This is a genomic window from Azohydromonas caseinilytica (assembly GCF_012927045.1).
GTDB classification, from domain to species: domain Bacteria; phylum Pseudomonadota; class Gammaproteobacteria; order Burkholderiales; family Burkholderiaceae_C; genus Azohydromonas; species Azohydromonas caseinilytica.
Window position 1 is genome coordinate 43,167 of record NZ_JABBFW010000006.1, and the last position, 14,748, is coordinate 57,914.

General features: G+C 68.3%; 14 protein-coding genes and 1 other RNA gene. 6 read left to right on the forward strand and 9 right to left on the reverse strand.

Annotated elements, in window-relative coordinates; genetic code table 11:
* Positions 1-136: 136 nt before the first annotated feature.
* Genes recR through dnaX form a run of 3 tightly spaced genes read right to left on the reverse strand, consistent with a single transcriptional unit; the run spans position 137 to position 3,158 of the window.
* A complete protein-coding gene (gene recR, locus HHL10_RS10380; RefSeq protein WP_169160299.1) occupies positions 137-730 on the reverse strand; it encodes a recombination mediator RecR in 594 nt (197 codons plus the stop codon).
* Between the two features lie 22 nt (positions 731-752).
* Positions 753-1,079, reverse strand: a complete 327-nt coding sequence (locus tag HHL10_RS10385) for a YbaB/EbfC family nucleoid-associated protein (RefSeq protein ID WP_169160300.1) — start codon at positions 1,077-1,079, stop codon at positions 753-755.
* A gap of 15 nt (positions 1,080-1,094) precedes the next feature.
* Entirely contained in the window at positions 1,095-3,158 is a 2,064-nt protein-coding gene (gene dnaX, locus HHL10_RS10390) for a DNA polymerase III subunit gamma/tau (RefSeq protein WP_169160301.1), read from the reverse strand.
* Between the two features lie 97 nt (positions 3,159-3,255).
* Between dnaX and HHL10_RS10395 the strand changes: the two genes are divergently transcribed.
* The 6 genes from HHL10_RS10395 (at position 3,256) to HHL10_RS10420 (ending at position 9,086) form a co-directional block, all read left to right on the forward strand.
* A complete protein-coding gene (locus HHL10_RS10395) occupies positions 3,256-4,392 on the forward strand; it encodes an AIR synthase-related protein (RefSeq protein WP_169160302.1) in 1,137 nt (378 codons plus the stop codon).
* A 91-nt stretch (positions 4,393-4,483) separates the two neighbouring features.
* An RNA gene (gene ffs, locus HHL10_RS10400) (signal recognition particle sRNA small type) lies at positions 4,484-4,581 on the forward strand.
* Positions 4,582-4,955: 374 nt separating this feature from the next.
* Positions 4,956-5,285, forward strand: coding sequence for a thioredoxin TrxA (gene trxA, locus HHL10_RS10405; protein ID WP_169160303.1), 330 nt, complete (start codon positions 4,956-4,958; stop codon positions 5,283-5,285).
* 279 nt (positions 5,286-5,564) lie between these two features.
* Complete coding sequence (rho, locus tag HHL10_RS10410) at positions 5,565-6,830, forward strand: transcription termination factor Rho (RefSeq protein WP_169160304.1); 1,266 nt, start codon at positions 5,565-5,567, stop codon at positions 6,828-6,830.
* Positions 6,831-7,021: 191 nt separating this feature from the next.
* On the forward strand, positions 7,022-7,282 hold the full coding sequence (locus HHL10_RS10415; protein WP_157272205.1) for a type B 50S ribosomal protein L31: 261 nt from the start codon (positions 7,022-7,024) through the stop codon (positions 7,280-7,282).
* 136 nt (positions 7,283-7,418) lie between these two features.
* On the forward strand, positions 7,419-9,086 hold the full coding sequence (locus HHL10_RS10420; RefSeq protein ID WP_169160305.1) for a hypothetical protein: 1,668 nt from the start codon (positions 7,419-7,421) through the stop codon (positions 9,084-9,086).
* Here the strand turns inward: HHL10_RS10420 and phoR are convergent.
* The 6 genes from phoR to pstC are packed head-to-tail and all read right to left on the reverse strand — an operon-like array spanning position 9,059 to position 14,655.
* Positions 9,059-10,411: a phosphate regulon sensor histidine kinase PhoR gene (gene phoR, locus HHL10_RS10425; protein ID WP_169160306.1), complete on the reverse strand. Its 1,353-nt coding sequence runs from the start codon at positions 10,409-10,411 to the stop codon at positions 9,059-9,061. The genes HHL10_RS10420 and phoR overlap by 28 nt on opposite strands.
* A 4-nt stretch (positions 10,412-10,415) precedes the next feature.
* Entirely contained in the window at positions 10,416-11,132 is a 717-nt protein-coding gene (gene phoB, locus HHL10_RS10430) for a phosphate regulon transcriptional regulator PhoB (RefSeq protein WP_169160307.1), read from the reverse strand.
* A gap of 39 nt (positions 11,133-11,171) precedes the next feature.
* A complete protein-coding gene (phoU, locus tag HHL10_RS10435; protein WP_169160308.1) occupies positions 11,172-11,879 on the reverse strand; it encodes a phosphate signaling complex protein PhoU in 708 nt (235 codons plus the stop codon).
* 48 nt (positions 11,880-11,927) lie between these two features.
* The gene (gene pstB / locus HHL10_RS10440) at positions 11,928-12,734 is read right to left on the reverse strand and encodes a phosphate ABC transporter ATP-binding protein PstB (protein ID WP_169160309.1); all 807 of its coding nucleotides are present in this window, start codon (positions 12,732-12,734) and stop codon (positions 11,928-11,930) included.
* A 14-nt stretch (positions 12,735-12,748) separates the two neighbouring features.
* Positions 12,749-13,633 carry a phosphate ABC transporter permease PstA gene (gene pstA / locus HHL10_RS10445; protein WP_169160310.1) on the reverse strand — a complete coding sequence of 295 codons (885 nt, stop codon included), beginning with the start codon at positions 13,631-13,633 and terminating at the stop codon, positions 12,749-12,751.
* Positions 13,630-14,655 carry a phosphate ABC transporter permease subunit PstC gene (gene pstC, locus HHL10_RS10450; RefSeq protein WP_169160311.1) on the reverse strand — a complete coding sequence of 342 codons (1,026 nt, stop codon included), beginning with the start codon at positions 14,653-14,655 and terminating at the stop codon, positions 13,630-13,632. Before pstC ends, pstA begins: the two co-directional genes overlap by 4 nt.
* Positions 14,656-14,748: the final 93 nt, after the last annotated feature.

The window sequence follows — 14,748 nt, forward strand, 5'->3', positions numbered from 1 at the left end:
GCCCGACACCAAGCGCATACGCGCATGCCGGCAACGGCAGCCAACGAAGTCCAGGCATGGAGTTGACCCGCGCAGGCTCGCGACGGGTGAACAGGGCAGCCGACAGTGGGGGAGCCGGCCGCAGGAAGCCGGCGGCTTAGCGCCGGTCAACCAGGGCGTGCGCGATGGTGGAGAGATCCACGTATTCGAGCTCGCTGCCCGCAGGCACGCCGCGGGCCAGGCGCGTGACCTGCAGGCCGCGCGCCTTGAGCGCCTGCGCCAGCACATGGGCCGTGGCTTCACCCTCGGCGGTGAAGCTGGTGGCGAGGATGACCTCCTGCACCTGCCCGTCGGCGGCGCGCTCCAGCAGCTCGGTCGCGCCGATGTCGCGCGCGCCCACGCCATCGAGCGGGCTCAGCCGGCCCTTAAGCACGAAGTACAGGCCGCGGTAGCTGCCGGTGCGCTCCAGCGCGGCCAGGTCGGCCGGCCCCTCCACCACGCACAGCTGGCGCGCGTCGCGCTCGGGGTCGGCGCAGATGCCGCACAGCGGCGTTTCGCTCAGACCATGGCAGCGCCGGCAGTGCTGCACATGCTCGGCGGCCGCCTGCAGCGCCGAGGCCAGGCGTTGCGCGCTGGCGCGATCATGCTGCAGCAGGTGGTAGGCCATGCGCTGCGCCGACTTCACGCCCACGCCGGGCAGGCGGCGCAGGGCGTCGATCAGCGCATCGAGGTGGCTGGCCGGAGCGTTCAAGCCGAGGCAGCGGGAAAGCCGTTCAGAACGGGAACTTCATGCCCGGCGGCAGCGGCATGCCGGCGGTGAGCTTGGACATCTTCTCCTGGCTCACGGTCTCGGCACGGCGCACGGCGTCGTTGAAGGCCGCGGCCACCAGGTCTTCGAGCATGTCCTTGTCGTCGGCCAGCAGGCTGGGGTCGATGGTCACGCGCTTGACGTCGTGCTTGCACGTCATCGTGACCTTGACCAGCCCGGCGCCGGACTGCCCCTCCACCTCGATGCTGCCCAGCTCGTCCTGCGCGCGCTTGAGGTTGTCCTGCATTGCCTGCGCCTGCTTCATCAGGCCGGCCAGTTGTCCCTTCATCATCGTGAATTCCTCGTTTCAGTTCGGTTTGATTGACCCCGGCACGATGCGTGCCGTGGGATAACGCTGGAGCATCTGCTGCACCAGCGGGTCGTCCTGGATGATGCGCTCGGCCTGGCGCTGGCGGCGGTCGCGCTCGGCAGCTTCGCGCAGCGCGGGAGAGTCCTGCGCCTTGCCGGCCTCCACCTCCAGGCGCAGCGCGGGGTGTACCACCTCGCGCAGCGCCGTCTGTAGCTTCTCGCACAGCGCCGGGTTGCGCAGCGACTCGCGCTCCACGCGCAGCCGCCACAGCGGCGCGTCGGCCTCTTCCACCGCCACCAACTCGGCCTGCATCGCCAGCTCGCGCACCAGCGCTACCAAACGCAACTGCTGCACGACGCCCGTCCAACGCTCGCCCAGCACGGTGGGCGCCAACTCGGGCGCCGCTTCGACCGCAGCCTGCGGCCGAGCCGGCGATGCGGCCGGGACAGCCAATGCGGGCTCGTCGGCCAACGGGAAATCGGCCGGTTCCGTCTCCGGCGCCGCGCCCGGCTGCCAGCCGCCGGGCTCGTCATCCCAGGGCGGTACCTCGTCATGCCAGGACGGCGGCTCCTGCAGGGCAGCCGAGGGCGAGCGGGCAGCTGCCGGCGCCGGTGGCCGTGCCGCAGGTGCCGGAGCGGGCCGTGATGGCGCCACCTCGGCCGCGGCCGATGCGGGCGGACGTGCCGGGGCAGACAAGGGACGCGCTGGCGCAGCGGGTGCCGCAGCGCTTTCGGCACGCGTGGGGGGCGGGACGGCTGTGCGCTCCGGCCGCACCGGCGGCGGCACGGGAGTCCGGATCGTGGCGGCCGCGCCGGCAACCGCCAACGGCGCCACCGACTGGGAGGGCGAGGGCCGCAGTGCGGCGGCAGGGGCCATCGGCTGCGCTGCCGGCGCCGCCACCGGCACAGCGGCGGCCGCGGTGCGCACCGGCTGCGGCCGGCCCACACCCTGCGGCGCGCCGCCGGCTGACGGGAAAGCCAGCAGCCGCAGCAGCACCATGGTCAGCCCGGCGTACTCGTCGGGCGCCAGGCTCAGCTCGGCACGGCCATGCAGCGCGATGCTGTAGAGCAGCTGCGTCTCGTCGGGCGGCATCAGTGCGGCCAGCTCGACGGCGCCGCCCGTGTCGGGATCGGTCTCGTCCAGCGCGCCGGGCACCATCTGCGCGACGGCGACCTGCTGCAGCAGCGTGGCCATCTCCTCCAGCGTCGCAGCGGCGGAGAGCCCACGCTCGCGCAGCGCCTGCACGCCCGCCAGCACCGAGGTCCCGTCACGCTGCGCCAGCGCACGCACCAGCGAGGCCGCATCGCCGCGGTCCACGCTGCCCAGCATCGCGCGCACGGTGTCGTCGGCCAGCGCACCGCCGCCATAGGCGATGGCCTGGTCGGTGAGCGAGAGCGCGTCGCGCATGGAGCCGCGCGCCGCGCGCGACAGCAGCCGCAGCGAGGGCGCGTCGAAGGGCACCCCCTCGGCCTGCAGCACATTGAGCAGGTGCTCGTGCACGGTCTCGGGCGCCATGGGCCGCAGGTTGAACTGCAGGCAGCGGCTGAGCACCGTGGGCAGCATCTTGTCCGGGTCGGTGGTGGCCAGGACGAATTTCAGGTACTCCGGCGGCTCCTCCAGCGTCTTGAGCAGCGCGTTGAAGGCATCGCGCGTGAGTTGGTGCGCCTCGTCGATCATGAAGACCTTGAAGCGGCCGACGCTGGGCTTGTAGGCGGCGCGCTCGATGAGGTCGCGGATCTCGTCGATGCTGCGGTTGCTGGCGGCGTCGAGCTCGACGTAGTCGATGTAGCGGTCGGCATCGATCTCGGTGCAGGCGGTGCACACGCCGCACGGGTGCGCGGTGATGCCGCCCGTGCCGTCGGGGCCGGTGCAGTTGAGGCTCTTGGCGAGGATGCGCGAGACGGTGGTCTTGCCCACGCCGCGCGTGCCGGTGAAGAGATAGGCGTGATGCAGGCGCTGCTGCTGCAGCGCGTTGGTCAACGCCTGCACCACATGCGCCTGGCCGACCATCTGGTCGAAACTGCGCGGGCGGTATTTGCGGGCAAGGACCACGTAGGACATCCGGCGATTCTACGGGGCGCGCCGCACCCGCCCGGCGGCCCTGCCGGCAGCGCGCGCCGCAAGGGCGCCCCGGGACGCTGGCCGATAATCCGCCCCCATGAACGCCCAAACGCCCTCTTCTTCCGACAACACCGCCGCACCCCTGAGCTACGAACAGGCGGGCGTGAACTACGACCTCATCGACCCGCTCAAGGTCAGCGCCCAGCGCGCCGCCGCCGCCACGGCGCAGCATGTGGCCGCGCATGGCTTCGCCGAAGTGGCCGCCTCGCGCGGCGAATCGGCCTACGTGGTCGATGTCGGCCCCTTCTACATCGCCAGCATCGTCGAGTGCCTGGGCTCCAAGGCGCTGGTGGCCGACGAGATGGCCCAGCTCACCGGCCGCAGCTTCTACGAGGGCATCGCCCAGGACACCATCGCCATGGCGGTGAACGACCTCATCACGGTCGGCGCCACGCCGCTGGTGGTGCAGGCCTACTGGGCCGCCGGCGGCAGCGACTGGTTCGGCGACGCGCAGCGCGCGCAGGCGCTCGTGGCCGGCTGGAAGGCGGCCTGCGACACCTGCGGCGTGGCCTGGGGCGGCGGCGAGACGCCGGCGCTGGCGGGCATCGTCGAGGCTGGCCGCATCGACCTGGCCGCGTCCTGCACCGGCCTGATCAATCCCAAGGAGCGGCTGTCGGTGGGCGACAAGCTCGCCGCCGGTGACGCCATCGTGCTGCTCGCCTCCAGCGGCATCCACGCCAATGGCCTGAGCCTGGCGCGCAAGCTCACCGAACGGCTGCCGCAGGGTTACCTCACGCCGCTGACCAGCGGTCAGACCTATGGCGAAGCGCTGCTGGCGCCCACCACGCTGTACTCGCCAGTGACCGAAGCGCTCTACAAGGCCGGCATCACGCCGCACTACTGCGCCAACATCACCGGCCACGGCTGGCGCAAGCTGCTGCGCCACCCCGCGCGCTTCACCTACCGCATCGATGCCGTGCCCGAGGTGCCGGAGGTGCTCAAGTTCATTGCGCAACATGCGGGTCACGACGATCGCGAGGCCTACAGCACGCTCAACATGGGCGCCGGCTTTGCCCTGTTCGTGCGCGCCGAGGATGCGCAACGCACGGCGGAAATCGCCCAAAGCCAGGGTATCCCGGCACTGGTGGCCGGCCGTGTCGAAGAAGGCGACAAGCAGCTGCTGATCGAGCCGCTGGGCATTCGCTTTGGTGACGACGATCTGCAGCTGCGCTGAGCACTGCTCCAGCAACGCGCCGCGCAGCCGGCGGCGCGACTGCTGTACCCCGCGTCAGGGCGGGGCGGCTGGGTAGGCTACAATGCACGCTGACGGGCCTCCTCGCATGGAAGCGCGGCGAACCGGGTCAGGTCGGGAACGAAGCAGCCCCAACCGTTGTGACCAGTGCCGGGGGTAAGGCTCGTCAACCCCCTCTTTGTTTGCAAACCTCTGGCCGTTTGCATTCAATTGTCTCGGCAACAACGGGTGTAAACGGCAGTCAGTCAGCGGTAGGGCATGCCTGCCACTGCAGAGGGCAGTGCTCACCGCGCCTTCGACTTTGCCTCGATCTTCCTAAGCATCAAACTGTTATAGCTTCGCGCTGCAGTTTTTCGTGTTGTGGCTCGGACAGATTACAGATTGCTCCGCATTTCAAGCCAGATTTCAACTGCAGGCCGCGGACATGAGGCGTTCTGGAGTACGCCGATGGCCTGGCCTGCCTGGGGCTTTGTGTCAGAATCGACAGCCCACCGCTATCACGCACCGCGCCGCTGGCTGTTCCGGTGGGCGCATGCGAACCCATCATGAGCAGCGAACTGATCAAACACATTTCCGACGCCTCCTTTGCAGGTGACGTACTGAACGCCGACAAGCCCGTGCTCGTCGATTACTGGGCCGAGTGGTGCGGACCCTGCAAGATGATTGCCCCTATCCTGGATGAGGTGGCCCAGACTTACGGCGAAAAGTTGCAGGTCGCCAAGCTCAACGTGGACGAAAACCGCGATGTGCCGGCCAAGTACGGCATCCGCGGCATTCCGACGTTGATGCTGTTCAAGCATGGTCAAGTTGCGGCCACCAAAGTCGGCGCGCTTTCCAAAGCCCAGTTGACGGCGTTCTTGGACGCTAATCTATAATTTCAAAATTGTTGCGAACCAAGCTTGCCTGAAGCTGCCAGCACAGCAACTGTTAAAACTGGCCACAGGCGGCCTCCGCAGCGCCCAAATTGCCATCACGCCCTCAGCCGCTTCGGCGGCTTGTGGCGCGTGAATTCGGCTCCCAACCCCCCGCGCATGTCCTGTCTTTGCCGCGTCTCGCGGGTTGGTGCCGCCCGACAAGGGCCTTTAGAGCCGTAGTGACCCGGCATGCTCCCATGGCAAGGAAGCGTGCCCCTCCCCTCCCAGGGTTTGCCTTCCATGCATCTGTCCGAACTGAAAGCGCTGCACGTGTCCGAGCTCATCAAGATGGGCGAGGCACTGGAGATTGACAACGTCGCTCGCATGCGCAAGCAGGAGCTGATGTTCGCAATCATGAAAAAGCGCGCCAAGGCTGGTGAGCAGGTCTTCGGCGACGGTGTGCTGGAGGTGCTGCCTGATGGCTTCGGCTTTCTGCGCTCGATCGACACCAGCTACATGGCGTCGACCGACGACATCTACCTCAGCCCGAGCCAGATCCGCCGCTTCAATCTCCATACCGGCGACATGATCGAAGGCGAGGTGCGCGTGCCCAAGGATGGCGAGCGCTACTTCGCGCTGGTGAAGGTAGACCGTGTCAACGGCCTGACGCCGGAGGAGAACAAGCACAAGATCATGTTTGAGAACCTGACGCCGCTGTTCCCCAAGGAACAGTTCAGGCTCGAACGCGATATCAAGAACAACGAAGAAAACATCACCAGCCGCATCATTGACCTCATCGCTCCCATCGGCAAAGGCCAGCGGGCGCTGCTGGTGGCGCCGCCCAAGAGCGGCAAGACGGTCATGATGCAGCACTTGGCGCACGCCATCGTCGCGAACCATCCCGACGTGCACCTCATCGTGCTGCTGGTGGACGAGCGTCCTGAAGAAGTGACCGAAATGCAGCGCACGGTGCGCGGCGAGGTCATCAGCTCCACCTTCGATGAGCCTGCAGCGCGCCATGTGCAGGTGGCCGAAATGGTGATCGAGCGCGCCAAGCGTCTGGTGGAGCTCAAGAAGGACGTGGTGATCCTGCTGGATTCCATCACCCGTCTGGCCCGCGCCTACAACAACGTGCTGCCCTCTTCCGGCAAGGTGCTCACCGGCGGCGTGGACGCCAACGCGCTGCAGCGGCCCAAGCGCTTCTTCGGCGCGGCACGCAATGTCGAGGAAGGCGGCTCGCTCACCATCATCGGCACCGCGCTCATCGACACCGGCAGCCGCATGGACGAGGTGATCTACGAGGAGTTCAAGGGCACGGGCAACTGCGAGATCCATCTGGACCGCCGCATGGCCGAGAAGCGCGTCTACCCCTCGATCCTGCTCAACAAGAGCGGCACGCGGCGCGAAGAGTTGCTGCTCAAGCCCGAGATCCTGCAAAAGAGCTGGATTCTGCGGAAGCTGCTCTACCCGATGGACGAAATCGAGGCGATGGAGTTCATCCTCGACAAGATGAAGTCCACCAAGAACAACCTGGACTTCTTCGACATGATGCGCCGCGGCGGCTGAGTCTTGCTGCTCGCGGTGGCCGTGTCCGCGCACGGCCTGCTGCCCTGGGCAGCAACGCATCATGGGCGCCACTGCGCTGGCGCCAAATCCCGGGTCAATCCCCTGGCTTGGGCTACAATCGCGGGTTTTCCGCTTTCGCCAAGTGCGCCGCATGGGGTGGCGTGGCTGGCGGCAACGCAGCGAGGTTTCCGATGAAAGAAGGCATCCACCCGAACTACCGCGAAGTCTGCTTCGTGGACCTGTCCAACGGTTTCAAGTTCGTCACGCGCTCTTGCGTGCAGAGCAAGGAAACCATCAAGCTCGACGACGGTCGCGAGCTGCCGCTGGTGAAGCTGGAAACCACCAGCGAGACGCACCCCTTCTACACCGGCACGCAAAAGAGCGTGGACAGCCTCGGCGGCCGGGTCGAGAAGTTCCGCAACAAGTTCGCGCGCGTCGGCCTCAAGAAGTGAGGTCGCGCCACGGCGACACCCAAGGCAGCCTCGGCTGCCTTTTTTTCTGCCTGCGCCGCCTGCAAGCCGCGCATCGCGGCACGGAGCGCGGCTTGCGCCGGGCGGCCCTGTATTGCTTTGACGGCATGATTCCGGCGTGAATATCCCCTCTCCTGCCCTGGTGACGCAGCGCGCGGTGCAGCGGCTGCCGCGGCTGCCGCTGCTGCTGCTGTGCGCTGCCTATCTGCTGCCCGGCCTTTTCGGACGCGATCCCTGGAAAAGTGCCGATATCACCGCCTTCGGTTACATGGCCGCCATCGGAGAAGGCCGCAGCCCCTGGCTGGCGCCGCTGGTGGGCCAGCTGCCGCCTGAAGGCCCTCTGTTGCCCCACTGGCTTGGCGCAGCTTTCATCGCGCTGCTGTCCCCTTTGCTGGAGCCCGCCTTGGCAGCGCGTCTGCCGTTTGCGCTACTGCTCGCACTGACGCTGGCACTCACCTGGTACAGCGCCTTTCACTTGGCGCGCACCGAGGCCGCGCAGCCCGTGGCATTGGCCTTCGGCGGCGAAGCCGACACCGTGGACTACGCGCGTGCCGTGGCCGACGGTGCCTTGCTGGCGCTGATGGCGACGCTGGGCCTGCTGCAACTGGGCCACGAAACCACGCCCGAGTTGGCGCAGCTCTTTGCCATGGCCTTGCTGCTGTGGGGACTGGCCGCCGCGACCTACCGGGGCGTAATGGCACGCGCCGCGGTACTGGCGGCTTTGCCGTTGCTGGCGGCCTGCGACGCCCCCAACGTGGCACTGGCCGCTGGCCTCGTCGGCACGGTGGTATGCCTGCGCTCGGCCGACGCACCCATGCGGCGTTTCGCGATCTGGACCGGTATCGGAACGCTGGCCGCCCTGGCACTGACGCTGGCACTGCAGCACGTCCGCTGGCGCTGGCACTTCACGCCGAACGCGGCACAACTGCTGCAGTTGGGACGGTTGCTGTCGTGGTTCCTGTGGCCGGTGTGGCTGCTCGTGCCGTTGACCCTGTGGCGCTGGCGCCGTCATCTGCTCAAGCGACACATCGCGCTGCCTCTGGGGCTGGCGCTGGTGGGCTTGGCCGCCAGCATTGCTCTGGGCGGTTCGGACCGCGCCCTGCTGCTGACCTTGCCGGCCCTGGCAGTGCTCGCCGCCTTTGCGCTACCGACACTGCGGCGCAGCGCCAGTGCGGCCATCGACTGGTTTTCGGTGTTTTTCTTCACCGCCGGTGCGTTGGTGATCTGGGTGGTGTACGTCGCCATGCAGACCGGTGTGCCGGAGCGCACAGCCGCCAACATCGCCCGCTTGGCACCTGGCTTCACCGCTGAATTCTCTTTGGTACGGCTGCTGGCGGCGGCCGCGGGCACGCTGGCCTGGCTGGCCCTGGTGCGCTGGCGCACGGCGCGCCATCCGCAAGCACTGTGGAAGAGCCTGGTGCTGCCGGCCGGTGGCGTGGCCCTGGCCTGGCTGCTGGTGATGACGCTGTGGTTGCCCGCACTGGACTACGCGCGCAGCTACCGGCCGTGGGTACAGCGCATCGCGCGCCACGTGGGCCACGACCCAGCCTGCATCGCTGCGCCGGGGATGCCGCGCGCCGCGGTGGCCGGCCTGGAATATTTCGGCGGCTGGCACGTCGATGCCCGTCCGCGGCCGGCAACCTGCCCGGTGCTGCTGCAGCCCGACCCCGGTACGACGCGCGCAGTGCCGACCTTGCCCGGCTGGCGCTTCGTGGCGCGCGAGCGCCGACCCACCGACCGGGACGAAAGTGTGCTGATCTACCGCCGCGCCACTTCTGCACGCTGATCCAGCGCACCCTGCGCCTGCCGTACCCGGGCCGGCGGCAGCAGCAGCCTGAACGTCGAGCCCTTTCCCGGCGCGCTGTCGATGCCGAGCTCGCCACCGTGGCGTTGCGCCACGTGCTTGACGATGGACAGTCCAAGGCCGGTGCCGCCGGTGTCGCGCGAGCGGCTGCCGTCCACGCGGTAGAAGCGCTCGGCCAGCCGCGGCAGATGCTCGCGGGCGATGCCGATACCGCTGTCGCGCACGGCCACTTCCAGCCGGCCGTCGTCCAACCGCCGCAGCGTGACGCTGATCTGTCCGCCTTCGGGCGTGTAGCGCACCGCGTTGCTCAACAAATTGGTCAGGGCACTGTCGATCTCGCCCTCGCTGCCTGCGAGCTCGATGCCTGACACCTCGGGGAAGCGCAACGCATGCCGTGCGCCGGACAAGGACTGCGTGCGCACCTGCACCTGCTCCAGCAGCGGGTCGAGCGCAAACCAGTGATCGGGCGCAGGACGTGGGCTGCCCTCCAGGCGGGCCAGCGTCAACAGATCGTCCACCAGGGTGCGCATGCGCGAAGTCTGCTGCGCCATCATGGCCAGGACCCGGGCCCGGTCCGGCTCGGAAAGCGGCAGGCTCTGCATCGTCTCCACGAAGCCCGACAAGGCCGTCAGCGGCGTGCGGATCTCGTGGGAGACGTTGGCCACGAAATCCCGGCGCATGGCTTCATGGCGTTCACGCTCGGTGACGTCCTGCGACAGCACCAGCTTGAGCCCCGGGCCATAGCGACGCAGCAGCACCGCCAGCGTCCCCGGCCGGCGCAGATCGGACAGCAGCAGCGGCTGCGCCGACGCCTCCTCAGCCTGCAGCAGCGCCACGAAGCCCGGCGCGCGCACGAGGTTGGTGATGCGCTGAAGGTGGTCCCGCTCAGGGTCCACGCTGAAATGGTCGGCGGCTGCCGGATTGCACCAGACGATGGCGTCGTTCCCGTCCAGCAGCAACACGCCGTTGGGCGAGGCGTCGATGGCATTGAGGAACTGGGCATGCTGAGCCCGCTCCTGCGCCAGCTGTCGCTCGCGCTGGCGCAGCGCCCGCTCGATGCGGTAGGCCAGTTCTCCCCAGAAACCTGTATCGCGGGGCGCGGTGCTGTCCTGAGCGCCTCGTATCCAGCGCATCAGCCGCTGCCCGCGCAACGCATCGAGCGACGCCTGCAGCAGCACACCCGCACCGCCGCCGGCGACGAGCCCGGGCAGGGTTTCACCCAGGGTTGCACCGATCAGCGCACCGGCGCCCGAGCCCAGCGCCCAGGCTGACACTGCGCCCAGCGGGCGCCCGAACAGGTAGCGCACGGGCTCAGCTCGCCTTGCCGGTCTCGGACCATTGCGCCAGCCGGTAGCCGGCGCCGCGCACGGTTTCGATCAGCGCCGCGCAGTCCACCGTGCCCAGCGCCTCGCGCAGCCGCTTCACGTGCACGTCCACCGTGCGTTCCTCGATGAAGACATGGTCGCCCCAGACGCGGTCGAGCAGTTGCGCGCGCGAGTGCACGCGCTGGGGATGCGCCATCAGGAAGTGCAACAGCTTGAACTCCGTGGGGCCCAGCTTGACTTCACGCGCCGTGCCGTCGATCTCGCGCGTGACGCGGCGTGAAGCCGGGTCCAGGCGCAGCCCCGCTGCTTCCAGCGGCGCCTCCAGCGCCTCGGGCGCACGGCGGCGCAGCACGGCACGCATGCGGGCCTGCAGTTCCTGCATCGAGAAAGGCTTGACCAGGTAGTCGTCCGCCCCGGCGTCCAGGCCGCCGACACGGTCGGCCTCTTCGGAGCGGGCGGTGAGCATGATGATGGGCAGCTCGCGCGTGCGTGGCTGGCTGCGCCACTGGCGCGCCAGCGCCACGCCGGAGCGCCCGGGCAGCATCCAGTCCAGCAGCACCAAGTCCGGCAGCACGCGGTCCACCGCCGCGACGGCGCTTTCGGCGTCGCCCACCACTGTCACGGCATGGCCGGCATGGCGCAGGTTCATCGCGATGAGCTCGGCGATGGCCGGCTCGTCCTCCACCACCAGCACCTCACTCACGGCCGGCTCCTGAATCGCACGGCGGTCCTGGATTGGGGCTCAGCGCACTGCATTCTCGACCGCCTCCATCGAGGCATGACGCACGTCGGTGCCCTTGACGACGTAGATGATGACCTCGGCTAGGTTCTTGGCATGGTCGCCCACGCGCTCGATGGCCTTGGCCACGAACACCAGGTCGATGCTGGCGGAGATGGTGCGCGGGTCTTCCATCATGTAGGTGATGAGCTTGCGCAGCAGGCCGTCGAACTCCTGGTCGATCTGGTCGTCCTGCTTGAGCACTTCCAGCGCGCGCGCCGTGTCCAGCCGCGCGAAGGCGTCCAGCGACTTGCGCAGGCTGGCCGTGGCCAGCTCCGCCTCGTAGGCCAGGTCCGCCACCGGCTGGCGCAGGCGCGTGGACACGCCGGCGTTGATCAGCTTGTCCACGGTGCGGGCGATGCGCGCGGCTTCATCGCCCACGCGCTCCAGGTTGGCGATGGTCTTGCTCACGGCGATGAGCAGGCGCAGGTCGCGCGCCGTGGGCTGGCGCCGGGCGATGACGCCGGAGAGGTCGCGGTCGATCTCCAGCTCCATGCGGTTGACCAGCTCCTCGCGGGCGATCACTTGCGCCGCCGTCTCGGAGCTGAAGTTGGACAGCGCCGCCATGGCCTGCGCGAGCTGCGATTCGACCAGCCCGCCCATCTCCAGCACGCGATTGGAAATGCCGCTGAGCTCGGCGTCGAACTGGGTGGAGAGGTGCTTGTCGGCCATGGCAGTGTGTCCTTGCAGGTCGGTCGGTATGAGCTGGCGCGCAACGCGTCAGCCGAAGCGTCCGGTGATGTAGTCCTCGGTGTCCTTCTTGCGCGGCTTCATGAACAGCTCCGCCGTGGGGCCGAACTCCACCAGGTCGCCCAGGTACATGTAGGCGGTGTAGTCCGAGCAGCGCGCGGCCTGCTGCATGTTGTGCGTGACGATGACCACCGTGTAGTCGCTCTTGAGCTCGTGGATGAGCTCCTCGATCTTGCCCGTGGAGATCGGGTCCAGCGCCGAGCAGGGCTCGTCGAGCAGCAGCACCTCGGGGCGGATGGCGATGCCGCGGGCGATGCACAGGCGCTGCTGCTGGCCGCCGGAGAGGCCCGCGCCGCTCTGGCTCAGCTTGTCCTTGACCTCGTTCCACAGCGCGGCCTTGCGCAGCGCCCACTCCACGCGCTCGTCCATCTCCACGCGCGGCAGCGTCTCAAACAGGCGCACGCCGAAGGCGATGTTGTCGTAGATCGACATCGGGAACGGCGTGGGCTTTTGGAACACCATGCCGACCTTGGCGCGGATGAGGCTCACGTCCAGGCCGGACTTGAGGATGTCCTGGCCGTCGAGCAGGATCTGCCCTTCGGCGCGCTGCTCGGGATAGAGCTCGAACATGCGGTTGAAGGTGCGCAGCAGCGTGCTCTTGCCGCAGCCCGAGGGGCCAATGAAGGCCGTGACCTTGTTTTCCGGGATGTCGAGGTTGATGTGCTTGAGCGCGAGGAACTTGCCGTAATAGAAGCGCAGGTCGCGCACGGAGAGCTTGGCCTTCTCGTGGGCGGGGAGCTCGAAGTCGAGCACGGTTTTCTCGGCGACGGCGTTCATGTCGATGGCTTTTGTCAATGCTTTTGCCGCAGCAGCACGCGCGCGGCGATGTTGAGCGCGAGCACGCCCAGCGTGATGAGGAACACGCCCGCCCAGGCCAGCTGCTGCCAGTTCTCGTAGGGGCTCATGGCGAACTTGAAGATCGTCACCGGCAGGCTCGCCAGCGGCTGGCCGAGGTCGGCGTTCCAGAACTGGTTGGACAGCGCCGTGAACAGCAGCGGCGCGGTCTCGCCCGAGACGCGCGCCAGCGCCAGCAGCACGCCGGTGGCCACGCCCGAGCGCGCGGCCTTGAGCGTGACGGCGCCGATGACCTTCCACTTGGGCGTGCCCAGCGCGTAGGCCGCCTCGCGCAGCGCATTGGGCACCAGCGAGAGCATGTTCTCGGTGGTGCGCACGACGATGGGGATGACGATGAGCGTGAGCGCCAGCACGCCGGCCCAGCCGGAGAAGCCCCGCATCTGCGTCACGACCACCGAGTAGATGAACAGGCCGATGACGATGGAGGGGGCGGACAGCAGGATGTCGTTGATGAAGCGCGTGCACGCGCCCAGCCAGCCCTTGCGGCCGTACTCGGCGAGGTAGACACCGGCCATCACGCCGATGGGCGTGCCGATGAGCGTGGCCAGGCCCACCATCAAGAAGGAGCCGAAGATGGCATTGGCCAGGCCCCCGCCCTCGGACTGCGGCGCGGGCGTCATCCGCGTGAACACGTCCAGGGACAGCGCCGGCAGCCCCAGGCGCAGCGTCTCCCAGAGAATCCAGATCAGCCAGAACACGCCAAAGGCCATGGCGGCCAGCGCCAGCGCCAGCGCGATGGCATTGGTGCGCTTGCGGGCGCGGTGGCGCGCCAGGCGCCTGTCGTCCAGAGCCTTGTCCGCAGGGCTCGTCAGGGTGTTCATGCGCGCGCTCCTTCGCTCTTCTTCAGCCGCGTCAACAGCAGCCGCGACAGCACCAGCACCACGAAGGTGATGAAGAACAGCACCAGCCCCAGGTAGATCAGCGAGGCCTGGTGCAGGCCCTCGCCGGCCTCGGCGAACTCGTTGGCCAGCGCGCTGGTGATGCTGTTGGCCGGCTCGAACAGCGACAGCGAGCCGAGCTGGTTCATGTTGCCGATCACGAAGGTCACGGCCATGGTCTCGCCGATGGCGCGGCCCAGCCCCAGCATGATCCCGCCCACCACGCCGGTCTTGGTGTAGGGCAGCACCACCTTGGACACCACCTCCCAGGTCGTGGCGCCCAGCCCGTAGGCGGACTCCTTGAGCAGCGGCGGCGTCACTTCGAACACGTCCCGCATCACCGAGGCGATGAAGGGAATGATCATGATGGCCAGGATGATCCCGGCCGACAGCAGCCCCAGGCCCACGGGCGGGCCCTCGAAGAGCTGCCCCAGCCCCGGCACCTCGCCGAAGACTGATTGCAGCGGCTGCTGCACGTAGGTGGCCAGCAGCGGGCCGAACACCAGCAGGCCCCACATGCCGTAGACGATGGAGGGCACCGCGGCGAGCAGTTCCACGGCGATGCCCAGCGGGCGCTTGAGCCAGCCGGGCGCCAGCTCGGTGAGGAACACCGCGATGCCGAAGCTCACGGGCACGGCGATGAGCAGCGCGATGAGCGAGCTCGCCAGCGTCCCCCAGATCATCACCAGGCCGCCGAAGCGCTCCTGTACCGGGTCCCACTCGCTGTTCCACAGGAAGCCCAGTCCATAGGCCTCGATGGCCGGGCGGGCGCCGATGAGCAGCGAGACGATGATGCCGATGAGCAGCGTCAGCACCAGTGCCGCGGCGGCATGCGCGGCGGCCGAGAACAGGCGGTCGGGCCAGGGCGAGAAGCGACGCACAGCAGGCGGCCGGGCCGCGGGCTCCAAAGAATCCATGGTGTCGGCGCTGTCCAGACGCGAGGACGCCGGCAAGGTAGCGGTCATGTGTCGGGGCTCACAGCACTGAGGCGGCCGGTGTGGCCGCCTTCAGTAGACAGAAAATGGAAATCGCGCCAATGGGGCAATGTCAGCAAGTGC

What these genes read in the sequence shown, in the direction of transcription:
- HHL10_RS10385 (WP_169160300.1), bottom strand. Translation starts at nt 1,079, where the DNA reads ATGATGAAGGGACAACTGGCCGGCCTGATGAAGCAGGCGCAGGCAATG.
- dnaX (WP_169160301.1), bottom strand. Translation starts at nt 3,158, where the DNA reads ATGTCCTACGTGGTCCTTGCCCGCAAATACCGCCCGCGCAGTTTCGAC.
- HHL10_RS10395 (WP_169160302.1), top strand. Translation starts at nt 3,256, where the DNA reads ATGAACGCCCAAACGCCCTCTTCTTCCGACAACACCGCCGCACCCCTG.
- trxA (WP_169160303.1), top strand. Translation starts at nt 4,956, where the DNA reads ATGAGCAGCGAACTGATCAAACACATTTCCGACGCCTCCTTTGCAGGT.
- rho (WP_169160304.1), top strand. Translation starts at nt 5,565, where the DNA reads ATGCATCTGTCCGAACTGAAAGCGCTGCACGTGTCCGAGCTCATCAAG.
- HHL10_RS10415 (WP_157272205.1), top strand. Translation starts at nt 7,022, where the DNA reads ATGAAAGAAGGCATCCACCCGAACTACCGCGAAGTCTGCTTCGTGGAC.
- phoU (WP_169160308.1), bottom strand. Translation starts at nt 11,879, where the DNA reads ATGGCCGACAAGCACCTCTCCACCCAGTTCGACGCCGAGCTCAGCGGC.
- pstB (WP_169160309.1), bottom strand. Translation starts at nt 12,734, where the DNA reads ATGAACGCCGTCGCCGAGAAAACCGTGCTCGACTTCGAGCTCCCCGCC.
- pstA (WP_169160310.1), bottom strand. Translation starts at nt 13,633, where the DNA reads ATGAACACCCTGACGAGCCCTGCGGACAAGGCTCTGGACGACAGGCGC.
- pstC (WP_169160311.1), bottom strand. Translation starts at nt 14,655, where the DNA reads ATGACCGCTACCTTGCCGGCGTCCTCGCGTCTGGACAGCGCCGACACC.